This window comes from Clostridioides sp. LIBA-7602, from assembly GCF_056688945.1.
In genome coordinates this window covers 3,959,780-3,974,026 of the sequence record NZ_CP196991.1, presented here as the reverse complement: position 1 = coordinate 3,974,026, position 14,247 = coordinate 3,959,780, and the positions used below count along the sequence as shown (strand labels likewise).

General features: G+C 34.2%; 7 protein-coding genes and 2 rRNA genes. All 9 read left to right on the top strand.

Going from position 1 to position 14,247, the window contains the following annotated elements:
• Positions 1-160 precede the first annotated feature (160 nt).
• The 9 genes from ACTG45_RS18395 (at position 161) to uvrA (ending at position 14,231) form a co-directional block, all read left to right on the top strand.
• A 23S ribosomal RNA gene (locus ACTG45_RS18395) occupies positions 161-3,057 on the top strand.
• 114 nt (positions 3,058-3,171) lie between these two features.
• A 5S ribosomal RNA gene (rrf, locus tag ACTG45_RS18390) occupies positions 3,172-3,288 on the top strand.
• Between the two features lie 456 nt (positions 3,289-3,744).
• A complete protein-coding gene (locus ACTG45_RS18385) occupies positions 3,745-4,815 on the top strand; it encodes an ABC transporter ATP-binding protein (RefSeq protein ID WP_021386315.1) in 1,071 nt (356 codons plus the stop codon).
• The gene (locus ACTG45_RS18380; protein ID WP_052328893.1) at positions 4,799-5,668 is read left to right on the top strand and encodes a carbohydrate ABC transporter permease; all 870 of its coding nucleotides are present in this window, start codon (positions 4,799-4,801) and stop codon (positions 5,666-5,668) included. Before ACTG45_RS18385 ends, ACTG45_RS18380 begins: the two co-directional genes overlap by 17 nt.
• A 42-nt stretch (positions 5,669-5,710) precedes the next feature.
• A complete protein-coding gene (locus tag ACTG45_RS18375) occupies positions 5,711-6,571 on the top strand; it encodes a carbohydrate ABC transporter permease (RefSeq protein ID WP_021386336.1) in 861 nt (286 codons plus the stop codon).
• Positions 6,572-6,601: 30 nt separating this feature from the next.
• Positions 6,602-7,906: an ABC transporter substrate-binding protein gene (locus ACTG45_RS18370; protein ID WP_021386335.1), complete on the top strand. Its 1,305-nt coding sequence runs from the start codon at positions 6,602-6,604 to the stop codon at positions 7,904-7,906.
• A 61-nt stretch (positions 7,907-7,967) separates the two neighbouring features.
• Positions 7,968-9,230, top strand: a complete 1,263-nt coding sequence (locus ACTG45_RS18365) for an alkaline phosphatase family protein (protein WP_021386306.1) — start codon at positions 7,968-7,970, stop codon at positions 9,228-9,230.
• A gap of 162 nt (positions 9,231-9,392) precedes the next feature.
• On the top strand, positions 9,393-11,387 hold the full coding sequence (uvrB, locus tag ACTG45_RS18360) for an excinuclease ABC subunit UvrB (RefSeq protein ID WP_044214005.1): 1,995 nt from the start codon (positions 9,393-9,395) through the stop codon (positions 11,385-11,387).
• Between the two features lie 18 nt (positions 11,388-11,405).
• The gene (uvrA, locus tag ACTG45_RS18355; RefSeq protein ID WP_021386332.1) at positions 11,406-14,231 is read left to right on the top strand and encodes an excinuclease ABC subunit UvrA; all 2,826 of its coding nucleotides are present in this window, start codon (positions 11,406-11,408) and stop codon (positions 14,229-14,231) included.
• The last annotated feature ends 16 nt before the right edge of the window (positions 14,232-14,247 follow it).

Sequence of the window (14,247 nt, the reverse complement as noted above, 5' to 3'; positions counted from 1 at the left end):
GCACTTTAAGCAACGGGATTTATCCGTTGGCGCTGTGCCTTAGCACTTTGAAAACTGCATATATATTTAGTGATATGACATCTAATTTGTAATATATAAAGCTGATAACTTTTTAAAATTATCAAGTTGATAGACTTTAATCTATCAAACCTTTTTAACTGGTCAAGTTATTAAGGGTGCAGGGCGGATGCCTTGGCACTAGGAGCCGATGAAGGACGTGATAAGCTGCGATAAGCTTCGGGGAGTTGCACGTAAACTTTGATCCGAAGATTTCCGAATGAGGAAACTCACTTAGAGTAATGTCTAAGTATCATTAAGTGAATACATAACTTAATGAGGGGAACTCAGGGAACTGAAACATCTAAGTACCTGAAGGAAGAGAAAGAAATTCGATTCCGTAAGTAGCGGCGAGCGAACGCGGAATAGCCCAAACCAATAAAGTTTTCTTTATTGGGGTTGCGGACATATCATAACGAAGAGGTATCGTAATTGAAGAGGTTTGGAAAGACCCACCACAGAAGGTAATAGTCCTGTATGTTAAACGAGAAGACTTCAGATATGATCCAGAGTACCACGGGACACGTGAAACCCTGTGGGAAGCAGGAGGGACCACCCTCCAAGGCTAAATACTACCTAGTGACCGATAGCGTATAGTACCGTGAGGGAAAGGTGAAAAGAACCCCGGGAGGGGAGTGAAATAGAACCTGAAACCCTGCACTTACAAGCTGTGGAAGCACATTTCTTGTGTGACCGCGTACTTTTTGTAGAACGGGCCAACGAGTTACGTTAAGTAGCAAGGTTAAGCACTTAAGGTGTGGAGCCGTAGCGAAAGCGAGTTTTAACTGAGCGTTCAGTTACTTGACGTAGACCCGAAACCGGGCGACCTACCCATGAGCAGGATGAAGCGAAAGTAAAATTTCGTGGAGGTCCGAACCCACGAGCGTTGAAAAGCTCGGGGATGACTTGTGGGTAGCGGTGAAATTCCAATCGAGCCCGGAGATAGCTGGTTCTCCCCGAAATAGCTTTAGGGCTAGCCTCAAGGTGAGAGATACGGAGGTAGAGCACTGAATGTCCTAGGGGGTATTGCACCTACCGAAGACTATCAAACTCCGAATGCCGTCATCTTATACTTGGGAGTCAGACTGTGGGTGATAAGATTCATAGTCGAAAGGGCAACAGCCCAGATCGTCAGCTAAGGTCCCTAAATGTAAGTTAAGTGGTAAAGGATGTGGGATTGCACAGACAACCAGGATGTTGGCTTAGAAGCAGCCACTCATTCAAAGAGTGCGTAATAGCTCACTGGTCGAGTGATCCTGCGCCGAAGATTTCCGGGGCTAAAACTTACTACCGAAGCTACGGCATCATTATGATGGGTAGGGGAGCTTCCCATACGGGTTGAAGCATGACCGTAAGGACATGTGGACAGTATGGGAGTGAGAATGTTGGCATGAGTAGCGAGATGTGGGTGAGAATCCCACAGGCCGTAAACCCAAGGTTTCCAGGGGAAGGTTCGTCCGCCCTGGGTTAGTCGGGACCTAAGCTGAGGCCGAAAGGCGTAGGTGATGGACAACAGGTTGATATTCCTGTACTACCGATAACCGTTTGAGAGATGGGATGACACAGTAGGATAAGCTAAGCACACTGTTGGTTATGTGTGCCCAAGCATTGAGGCAGTCAGAGTAGGTAAATCCGCTTTGATAATGCTGGGATGTGATGGGGAGCGAAATTTAGTAGCGAAGTAGCTGATTTCACACTGTCAAGAAAAGTCTCTATCGAGGTTAAAGGTACCCGTACCGCAAACCGACACAGGTGGGTGAGGAGAGTATCCTAAGGCCCGCGAGAGAACTGTTGTTAAGGAACTCGGCAAAATGACCCCGTAACTTAGGGATAAGGGGTGCCACCATCCGGTGGCCGCAGAGAATAGGCCCAAGCGACTGTTTACCAAAAACATAGGTTTCTGCTAAGTCGCAAGACGATGTATAGGAGCTGACGCCTGCCCGGTGCTGGAAGGTTAAGGGGATCTGTTAGAGTAATCGAAGCAGTGAACTTAAGCCCCAGTAAACGGCGGCCGTAACTATAACGGTCCTAAGGTAGCGAAATTCCTTGTCGGGTAAGTTCCGACCCGCACGAAAGGCGTAACGATTTGGGCACTGTCTCAACAACAGACTCGGTGAAATTGTAATTCCGGTGAAGATGCCGGATACCTGCGACAGGACGGAAAGACCCCATGGAGCTTTACTGTAGCTTGACATTGGGTCTTGGTACTACATGTACAGGATAGGTGGGAGGCTTTGAAACCAGGACGCCAGTTTTGGCGGAGCCATCCTTGGGATACCACCCTTGTAGTACTGGGACTCTAACCATAGGCCATGAATCTGGTCTTGGGACACTGTCAGGTGGGCAGTTTGACTGGGGCGGTCGCCTCCCAAAAGGTAACGGAGGCGTTCAAAGGTTCTCTCAGTACGGTCGGAAATCGTACGTAGAGTGTAAAGGCAAAAGAGAGCTTGATTGCAAGACATACAGGTCGAGCAAGGATGAAAATCGGACTTAGTGATCCGGTGGTTCTGCGTGGAAGGGCCATCGCTCAACGGATAAAAGCTACCCTGGGGATAACAGGCTTATCTCCCCCAAGAGTCCACATCGACGGGGAGGTTTGGCACCTCGATGTCGGCTCATCACATCCTGGGGCTGTAGTAGGTCCCAAGGGTTGGGCTGTTCGCCCATTAAAGTGGTACGCGAGCTGGGTTCAGAACGTCGTGAGACAGTTCGGTCCCTATCCGTCGCAGGCGTAGGAAATTTGAGAAGACCTGTCCTTAGTACGAGAGGACCGGGATGGACGTACCTCTGGTGTACCAGTTGTTCTGCCAAGGGCATGGCTGGGTAGCTATGTACGGAATGGATAAGCGCTGAAAGCATCTAAGCGCGAAGCCAACTTCAAGATAAGATTTCCCACCGCAAGGGTAAGACCCCAGAAAGACTATCTGGTTGATAGGTCGAAGGTGTAAGTGCAGCAATGTATTTAGCTTATCGATACTAATAGGTCGAGGACTTGACCAAATTATTTGATGTCCATTCAGTAAAATATATATGTAGTTTTTAGAGTGCTAACTCTAAAGAAACTAGTATTACTAGATTCTAATAACTTAATAGAAATATTAAGCATAAAGATTATGTGGTTACAATAGCAGAGAGGATACACCTGTTCCCATTCCGAACACAGAAGTTAAGCTCTCTAGCGCTGATGGTACTTGGTGGGAAACTGCCTGGGAGAGTAGGACGTAGCCACGTAATTTTTTTTTGAGTAAATTTATTAAAATTAAAAAAAGTTTTGTATTTTATGTTTAGACCCTGCAAATTTGGGACATAATATAATTGTAAAACTTAATATAGCAAAAATAAATTACTCAATCTCCCCCACTTAAAGGCCTCTATCCCCCATAGAGGTCTTTTTTATTTTCAACTCTAATTTTATAAAAATAAATAGTCTTATATATTATTCTATAAATTAAAATTATCTTGTGATAGGAAACATTAAATATAGAAATTATAGAAAATCATAAATTACTTAAACAACATATTCATTTAACTTTATTATATTTAACAAAAAATGTTTATAATTTAACCTTCATTTTAATAAGTTTACTATATATTCACTTTGCCTTAATATATCCTTTACAAATTAATAGTATTATTAATCTATAAGTAAATCGTAAAATCAAATCAAATATTTTAGGAGGATAAAAAATGGCAGATATAAGGCTAGAAAATGTCACAAAATCTTATAATAAAAAAAATCCCGTTATAGAAAACTTAAATCTTACTATAGAAGATGGTTCTTTTACAGTGTTGGTAGGGCCAAGTGGATGTGGTAAATCTACTACACTAAGAATGATTGCAGGTCTTGAAGAGATAACTTCAGGAAAACTAAAGATTGAAGAAAATGATGTAACAAAAACGGATGCTAGTAAAAGGGATATAGCTATGGTATTTCAAAACTATGCATTATATCCACATATGACTGTCAAAGAAAATATAGAATTTGGTCTTAAAAATAAGAAAGTACTTAAAGAAAGAAGAGAACAACTTATAACAGAAGTTATTGATGTAGTAGGGTTACAAGAATATTTAAATGTAAAACCAAGTAATCTATCTGGAGGACAAAGACAAAGAGTAGCACTTGCTAGAGCGATGGTTAAAAATCCAAAGGTATTTTTAATGGATGAGCCATTATCAAATTTAGATGCTAAATTAAGAAATCAGATGAGGACAGAATTAATACAATTACATCAAAAACTAAAATCTACATTTGTTTATGTAACACATGACCAGGTTGAAGCAATGTCTATGGCAGATAAGATAGTTATAATGAACAAAGGAAAGATAATGCAAATAGGTTCTCCAAAGAAAATATATCAAAATCCTAAAAACTTATTTGTGGCACAGTTTATTGGAAATCCTTGTATGAACATATTAAATATCAAGAATGATGTCAAGTTTGGATTTAGACCAGAAAAAGCAACATTAGAGAGTATAAATATAGATGGAAAAAATGACGGTGTATTTAGCCTATTTGGAAAGGTCATGACTAAAGAAGTCTTGGGAAACGAAACTATATATTGTCTGTCTGTTCTTGATAGTGAGATAAGAGTTAAAACAGAAAATGATATATTTGATATTGGAAGAACTTTAAGAATAAGTGTGTTAGAAAAAGATTTATATTATTTTGATAAACATGGAGAAAGAATAGAAGATATAAAAAAATGTAAAAATATGTATTCTAAAATTAAAGGAGATATTTATGAAAAAGCGATTTAATAAAGCCTATTTATATATAACACCTGCTATTATAGGAACTCTATTGTTTATAGTATATCCAATAATTAAGACAATATCTCTAAGTTTCAAATCAGGTAGTCTTCTTAGTTCAACTTTTGAAAATGTAGGTTTAAACAACTATACAGAACTCTTAAAGAATCCAGAATTCATACAGACTATAACGAATACTGCAATTTATACTTTTTTTATGGTGGCTATATCTATCTCATTAGCTGTAGTACTTGCTGTTTGGTTAAATAAAAACTCTATAATACACAATTTGACACAAAGTATAATCTTTACACCACATGTAATTTCACTAGTATCTGTAGCTGTATTGTGGCTTTGGATTATGGAGCCACAATATGGCTTTTTAAACTGGATACTGTCAACACTGCATTTACCAACATCAAAATGGCTTTCAAGTGAAAGTTCAGCTTTAATGTCACTTATTCTAATAGGGATATGGAAAACACTTGGATACAATATTTTAATCGTGTTATCAGGTCTTAAATCTATACCAAACTATATATATGAGGCATCTAAACTAGATAATGCAAACAAGATAACAAATTTCTTTAAAGTGACATTGCCATTATTGTCACCAACAATATTTTTTCTTATGATAACAACAACAACTGCATCATTTCAAGTATTTGATGAAATAAGTATAATGACACAAGGTGGTCCACTAGGTTCAACCAACATGTTATCTTACTATATATATGAGTCTGGATTTATATATTATGATATAGGACAAGCAAGTGCAGCGAGTATGTTTTTACTGGCTATAGTTATGATTGCTACATATGCTAATTTCAGATTACTGTCAAAGAAAGTTCACTATCAATAAAGAGAAATAGACACTATAAGGTCTATCAAGAAGGAGGAGAAAATGGATATTATACAACCCATCAAAAAAGATAAAGTTGATATAAAAAAAATAGCATCAAAATCAATAGAAGTATTAATTTTACTACTTTTATCTGCAATATTTATATTCCCTTTTATATGGATGTTATCAACATCTTTTAAAAATCCACAAGAAATGATGCAATTACCCCCTACTATTATACCAAATGATATAGTGCTAGAAAATTATAGTACAGCATGGAATTCAGGTCCATTTTTTAGATATTTACTAAATAGTGTATTTGTAACAGGAAGTGTTTTAATTATACAGTTTTTAGTGATGGTTCCAGCAGCGTATGCATTTTCTAAAATTAAATTTAAAGGTGAGAAGGCACTATTTGGGCTTTTGCTTATGGGACTTATGATTCCGCCACAAGTAACTTTTCTACCAGTATATATGATGATGAGTAAGTTTGGATTTATAAATACATATGTTCCTCTTATAATTCCATTTATGACATCTTCATTTGGTATATTCTTGCTTAGACAAAATTTTATGCAGATTTCAGATGAGATTATTGAAGCAGCTAAACTAGATAATGCTTCTGATTTAAAAATAATGTTTAAAATAATGGTTCCCATGGCTAAACCAGCAGTAATAACATTTATATTATTCAATTTTATATATCATTGGAACAATTACTTCTGGCCTCTAGTAATGACAAACACAGATGCCATAAGAACTTTACCAATAGGAGTAGCACTTCTTAAATCTTCAGAAGGAATTACTGCATGGAATGTAATAATGGCAGGAAATATAATTCTAATTTTACCAATAATTCTTGTATATATATTTGCAAATAAAAAGGTAAAAGAAGCCTTTATGTATTCAGGAATAAAATAAAAAATTAAAGACTAAATTTGGAGGATGAAAATGAAGCTTAAAAGAAAACTAGCAACAGGATTAGCAATAACATTATTATTAGGTTCTTTAGTTGGGTGTTCAAATTCTAATGATTCAAATGCATCTAAAGGGGAAAAGACTGATAGCAATATTACAAAGATAGATTTCTGGGCCCCTTTAGGTGGAACTAATGGTGAAACTGCACAAAAAATGGTTGACCAGTTTAATAGTGAACATAAGGATGTACAGGTAAATATGTTGAAACAGAAAGATTATTATGAAAATGCAACAAAATTACAGGCAGCCTTAACTTCTAAAGACCAACCAGATGTAACATTATTAGAAATAACTCAAACAGGTACATTTGCATCGGCAGGTGCTTTAGTAGATATGAGCAAGTATTTTGATAAAACATACCAAGAAAGATTTTTTTCTGGTCTTTTAACAAATTCCTATTATGAAAATAAGTTTGTTGGAATGCCATTTAACAGAAGTACACCAATATTATACATAAATAAAGATATGGCAACTAAAGCAGATCTTGACCCTTCAGGTCCAAAATCATGGGAAGAGCTTAAAGAGTATTCTAGTAAAATGACAAATAAATCAGAAGATACTTATGGTTTTGAAACACCAATAGACATTTGGTTTTATGAAGCTATGGTAATGCAAAGTGGTGGAGAAATAGCTAATGGTAAAAAAGTAGCATTTAATAATGAAGCAGGACAAGCGCCAGTTAAATTCTGGCAAGATATGATGAAAGATGGAATAATGAAAATGCCTCCTGGTGAAGATTATAATGCTTGGGATGTGGCAAAACAAGACTTTGTAAATGGTAAAGTAGGTATGATATTTACATCAACAGCAGATTTAGCAGGACTTATGCAACAAACAGAAGGTAAATTTGAAATATCAACAGCATTTTTACCAAAGAATCAAAAATACGCAACTCCTACAGGTGGAGCAAACCTAGTTATGCTTGAAGGTGGAACAGATAAAGAAAAAGAAGCAAGTGCAGAGTTTATAAAATGGATGACTCAAACAGACAAGATAGTTCAATTCAGTTCATCAACAGGGTACTTACCAACAACTGAAGATGCAACTAAGTCAGAAAAATTACAAACACTATATAAAGAAAAACCTCAATACAAAGTTGCAACTGACCAATTACAATATGCTGTCGCACTTCCAATGCTAAATGGATATAAAGAAGCAACTGATAAGTTAATGGATGAGATTAAAAAGGGACTTACTGATTTAAATATATCTCCAAAAGATGCAGTAAGTAAAGGAATTTCTGCAATGCAAGCAGTGATAGATAAAACAAATAAATAATTATGTAGACCTGTAGCTGATTAAAAGTATTTAATAATATATGAATGAAGAGGTAATGTAAATGACAAAAGTTATAGTATTATCAGTGGATTCTTTATTTGAAAAAGACTTGGAATTCGTAAAAAATCTACCAAATTTTAAATCTATATTAGAGAATTGTTCTATAGTAAAAAATATAAATTGTATATATCCTACTTTAACATATCCATGCCATACTAGTATGGTTACAGGAGTATACCCGAAAAAACATGGTATATATCATAATGAAAAATTTGACCCCAATAAAGAAAATAAAGATTGGTACTGGTATTCAAAAGATATAAAAGTAAAAACTATTGTAGACGTAGCAAAAGAAAACAATCTAACTACCTCTAGCGTATTATGGCCTGTAATGGGAGCAAATCCAAATATAGACTATAATATTGCAGAAATATGGGCTCCTAATAGAGAAGATAATCCAAGAGATACTTTTGAAAAAAGTTCTAGTAAGATTATAATGGATGGTATTTACAATAAACATTGTCATTATATTGATTGGAAGTTAGAACCTAACATGGATTTGTTTGGAGTAAACTGTACAGTAGATATTATAAAGGACTATAAGCCAGATTTAATGTTGATACATTTGGCTACATTGGACCACACAAGACACAATTATGGTCTATTTAATGAGCAAGTAGATAAAGCATTGAAAATGAATGATGAATGGTTAGGAGATATAATTCAAGCTACAAAAGATGCGGGTACATATGAAGATACAAACTTTATAATACTTGGAGACCATGGTCATCTTAGAGTTGATAAAGTTATAAATCCAAATATCTTACTTAAATCAAGAGGATTTATAACAGTAGAAGATGGAGAAGTTAAAAATTTTGATGCCTATGTAAATTCCTCTGGTATATCAGCTCAGATAATAGTAAATAACTTAGATAGATTAACCGAGCTAAGAGAACTGCTTGAAGAATTTAAAGAAGAATTATTCATAGAGACTATTTTTAGCAAAGAGGAAGCATCTGAACTTGGTCTTGAAGGTGATTTCGAAATGGTAATTGAAGGTATTGAAGGAATTTCATTTGGTAATGATTTAGAAGGAAATATTATAAAGGATTCGGATATAAAAGATTACAAGTTTGCTGTTGCGACACATGGTCATTTACCTACTAAAGGTAATAGACCTCCATTTATAGCTTTTGGACCTAATATTAAAAGTGGTGTGGTTATAGAGAACGGAGATTTGAGAGCACATGCATCAACTATATTAAAGATATTTGATTTAAAGCTAGATGGAGTTGAAAAAGAAGCGTTTGATTTTGTTATATAAGTTAAATAAAGTATTTATTTTCCATGTATTATAGACTTCTATTGTAAAGATAGAAGTCTTTTTTTATATTTTAGATTTAAGTAAAATTTAAATGGGTAAAATATTTAAAATAACTTAAACAATTTTAGAAAGATATGATATAATAATAAATATTAGGAACTAATGTTCGAAAAAAGGAGTGATACTGTGGATTTTAAAATAAAATCAGACTTCAAACCTACAGGTGACCAACCAGAAGCTATTAAATCAATAGTGGATTCTATAAATAGAAATGAGAAATTTTCGACATTGTTAGGAGTAACGGGTTCAGGAAAAACATTCACAATGGCAAACATCATTCAACAAGTTAAGAAACCTACCCTAATAATGGCTCACAATAAGACACTAGCGGCACAGCTTTACAGTGAGTTTAAAGAATTTTTCCCAGACAATGCAGTTGAATATTTTGTAAGTTACTATGATTACTATCAACCAGAAGCATATGTAGCTCACAGTGACACTTATATAGAAAAAGATGCAAGCATAAATGATGAAATAGACAAACTTCGACATTCTGCTACGGCATCTATTTTAGAGAGAAGAGATACTATAATAATATCATCTGTATCTTGTATATATGGACTTGGAGACCCAAAAGACTATAAAGAACTTATGTTATCTATAAGACCAGGTATGCAAAGAGACAGAGATGATGTAATAAAAAAGTTAATAGAGATACAATATGAGAGAAATGACATAAATTTTACAAGAGGAACTTTTAGAGTTAGAGGAGATATACTAGAGATATTTCCAGCAAGTAACGATGAAAAAGCAATAAGAATAGAATTTTTTGGTGATGAGGTAGATAGAATAACAGAGATTGATTATGTAACAGGAAAGATTGTTGGTACTAGAAATCACATTGTTATATTCCCAGCATCTCACTATGTAACAACACCAGAAAGAATTGAAAAGGCAATTGTAGAAATAGAAGACGAGCTTCAAGAACAAATAAAATCTTTCAAGGAAAATGATAGACTTTTAGAAGCGCAAAGAATTGAACAAAGAACAAAGTACGATATAGAGATGCTAAAAGAAATAGGTTTTTGTCAAGGTATAGAGAACTACTCAAGACATATTACAGGTAGGTCAGAAGGAGAAAAACCATATACATTAATGGATTTCTTTCCAGATGATTACTTAATAATTGTAGATGAGGCACATGTTACTATACCACAAGTAAGAGGTATGTATGCAGGGGATAGGTCTAGGAAGACATCTCTTATAGAGAATGGATTTAGATTACCTTCTGCACTTGATAATAGACCATTAAACTTTCAAGAATTTGAAGGAAATATAAATCAAATGTTGTTTGTAAGTGCTACACCAGGGCCTTATGAAATTCAACATTCAGAAACTATAGCAGAACAGATAATAAGACCAACTGGACTTTTAGACCCAATTGTAGAAGTAAGACCTATTAATAATCAAATAGACAATTTGGTAGGAGAGATAACCAAAACTATAGAAAAAAATGAAAGAGTGCTTATAACCACTTTAACTAAAAAAATGAGTGAGGACTTGACTAATTATCTTAAAGAGATAGGGATAAAAGTTAAATATTTACATTCAGATATAGTTACATTAGAAAGAACAGAAATCATAAGAGATTTAAGACTAGGAAAGTTCGATGTACTTGTAGGAATAAATCTACTTAGAGAAGGATTGGATATACCAGAAGTTTCACTTATAGCAATTTTAGATGCAGATAAAGAAGGTTTCTTACGTTCCGAAACAGCATTAATACAGACTATTGGACGTGCAGCTAGAAATGAAAATGGAAGAGTAATTATGTATGCAGACAGAATAACTAACTCAATGCAAAATGCTATTGATGAAACAAAGAGAAGAAGAGATATACAAAATCTATATAATAAAGAACATGACATTACCCCTAAAACTATACAGAAAAGTATAAGAGATAGTATAGAAGCTACTAAGGTAGCGGAGGAAGAAGTTGTATATGGAATATCTGACACAGATGATAAAGATGAGATAAGAGATAATATAGAAAAATTAAAATCAGAGATGATGGAAGCTGCTCAAAACTTACAATTTGAGAGAGCAGCAGAACTTAGAGATAAAGTAAAACAATTAGAAGAAAAATTGGAAAAATAGAAAGGTAAAAACAACATTATGGAAGATAAAATTATAATAAGAGGAGCAAAAGAGCATAATTTAAAAAATGTAGATTTAGAATTACCAAGAGACAAATTTATTGTTTTTACAGGATTATCGGGTTCTGGAAAGTCTTCTTTAGCATTTGATACAATATATGCAGAAGGTCAAAGAAGATATGTAGAGAGTTTATCTGCATATGCTAGACAATTTTTAGGTCAAATGGAAAAGCCAAATGTAGAATATATTGAGGGGTTGTCACCAGCTATATCAATTGACCAGAAGACTACTTCAAAAAACCCGCGTTCTACTGTTGGAACAGTAACAGAAATATATGACTATTTAAGATTATTATTTGCAAGAGTAGGAGATGTATATTGTCCTACATGTGGTGAAAAAATAAGCCAGATGACTATTCAAGAAATAGTTGATAAAATGCTAGATTTTCCAGATAGAACGAAATTACAGATACTTTCACCAATTGTTAGAGGACAAAAAGGTACACATAAAAAGGTTTTTGATAATATCAAAAAAGAAGGATTTGTAAGAGTTAGAGTTGATGGTGAAAACTATGAAGTTAGTGATGATATAGATTTAAATAAGAATCAAAAACATAGTATAGAAGTTGTAGTAGACAGAATAGTAATTAAAGATGGAATTGAATCTAGATTGGCAGATTCAATTGAGACTGCAGTTAAGTTATCTGATGGTCTTGTAATAGCACAAATAATAGATGGAGAGGAAATTCTTTTTTCAACTAAATTTGCATGCCCAGAACATGGAATTGGGATAGAAGAATTATCTCCAAGAATGTTCTCATTTAATGCTCCTTTTGGTGCTTGTGATGTTTGTAATGGTCTTGGAGAAAGTAAAGAAGTAGACCCGGAATTAGTAGTACCAAATAAAGACTTATCAATAAAACAAGGTGCAGTTGCAGCATGGGGGTCAACTGGTGTTAATGATGATACTTATTATAGTAAAATGATAAAAAGCTTAGCAGAACATTTTAATGTATCTTTGACAACTCCATTTAAAGATTTACCAGAGGATTTTGTTGAGGAATTACTTTATGGCAAAGACAATATAATTGTAGAGTTTACTTATGAATCAAAATTTGGAGGAACTAGAAATTATAAGTCATATTTTGAAGGTGTAATAGTAAACTTAGAGAGAAGATATAGAGAAACCAACTCAGAGTACATGAGAGATAAGATTGAAGAATATATGGCAGAAAGACCATGTCCAAAATGTAAAGGGATGAGACTTAAAAAAGAAGTTTTATCTGTTTTAGTTGATGGAAAAAACATAATGGAAGTTACAAACTTATCTGTAAATGAATTGATTGACTTTATGGAAAATATAAATCTTACAGAGAAACAGAGGTTTATAGCTCATGAGATTATAAAAGAAATAAAAGGAAGAGCTATGTTCTTAAGAGATGTAGGTCTTGATTATTTAAATTTATCAAGAAAGGCTGGAACTCTATCAGGAGGAGAAGCACAACGTATAAGATTAGCAACTCAAATAGGTTCTGCATTGGTTGGAGTTTTATATGTACTTGATGAGCCAAGTATAGGACTTCATCAAAGAGACAATGATAGGCTTATAGGTACTCTTAGACACCTAACAGACTTAGGAAATACCTTAATTGTTGTAGAGCATGATGAAGATACAATGAGAGAAGCTGATTATGTTTTAGATATTGGGCCAGGTGCAGGTATACATGGTGGTGAGATAGTTGCACAGGGTACTTTGGATGAAATAATTGAAAATGAAAACTCAATAACAGGTCAGTATCTAAGTGGTAAAAAACAAATATTACTTCCTGAGACTACTAGAGAAGGAAATGGAAATTTTATAGAAATAGTCAAAGCATCAGAAAATAATCTAAAAAATATAGATATAAAATTCCCATTAGGTAAGTTTACATGTATAACAGGTGTTTCAGGTTCTGGGAAAAGTACATTGATAAATGATATACTTTACAAAGGTGTTGCAAGTAAAGTAAATAGACTTAAACAAAGAGCTGGTAAACATAAGGAAATAAAAGGAATTGAAAACATAGATAAAGTTATAAATATAGACCAAAGTCCAATTGGAAGAACACCTCGTTCAAACCCTGCAACTTATACAGGTGTATTTGACTTTATAAGAGATATTTTTGCAGCAACTAATGAAGCTAAAGCAAGAGGTTATAAAAAAGGAAGATTTAGTTTCAATGTAAAAGGTGGAAGATGTGAAGCTTGTAAGGGTGATGGAATAATAAAAATAGAAATGCATTTCTTACCTGATGTATATGTTCCTTGTGAAATTTGTAAGGGTGAAAGATATAATAGAGAAACACTGCAAGTAAAATACAAAGACAAAACTATATCTGACATACTGGATATGAATGTGGAAGAAGCTGTTGAGTTTTTTGAAAATATACCGAATATAAAAAGAAAACTAGAGACTTTAATGGATGTAGGTCTTTCATACATCAAATTAGGACAGCCTTCAACTCAATTATCAGGAGGAGAAGCACAACGTATAAAATTAGCAGCTGAACTTAGTAAAAGACCAACAGGGAAGACCTTGTATATATTAGATGAGCCTACTACTGGACTTCATATGGCAGATGTAGATAAGCTAATTCAAGTGCTACAAAGATTAGCAGATACAGGAAATACAATTATAGTTATAGAGCATAATTTAGATGTTATAAAGACTTGTGATTATGTAATAGACCTAGGACCAGAAGGTGGAGATAAAGGTGGAACTGTAGTTGCAACTGGAACACCAAAAGAAGTATCTAAAGTTGATGGGTCTTATACAGGTCAATTTTTAAAGAAATATTTTTCTTAAATCATATAAAATGTGA

Excerpts from the sequence above, each read along its gene's own strand:
- ACTG45_RS18370 (WP_021386335.1), top strand. The coding sequence starts at position 6,602 with ATGAAGCTTAAAAGAAAACTAGCAACAGGATTAGCAATAACATTATTA.
- uvrA (WP_021386332.1), top strand. The coding sequence starts at position 11,406 with ATGGAAGATAAAATTATAATAAGAGGAGCAAAAGAGCATAATTTAAAA.
- uvrB (WP_044214005.1), top strand. The coding sequence starts at position 9,393 with ATGTTCGAAAAAAGGAGTGATACTGTGGATTTTAAAATAAAATCAGAC.
- ACTG45_RS18375 (WP_021386336.1), top strand. The coding sequence starts at position 5,711 with ATGGATATTATACAACCCATCAAAAAAGATAAAGTTGATATAAAAAAA.
- ACTG45_RS18385 (WP_021386315.1), top strand. The coding sequence starts at position 3,745 with ATGGCAGATATAAGGCTAGAAAATGTCACAAAATCTTATAATAAAAAA.
- ACTG45_RS18365 (WP_021386306.1), top strand. The coding sequence starts at position 7,968 with ATGACAAAAGTTATAGTATTATCAGTGGATTCTTTATTTGAAAAAGAC.
- ACTG45_RS18380 (WP_052328893.1), top strand. The coding sequence starts at position 4,799 with ATGAAAAAGCGATTTAATAAAGCCTATTTATATATAACACCTGCTATT.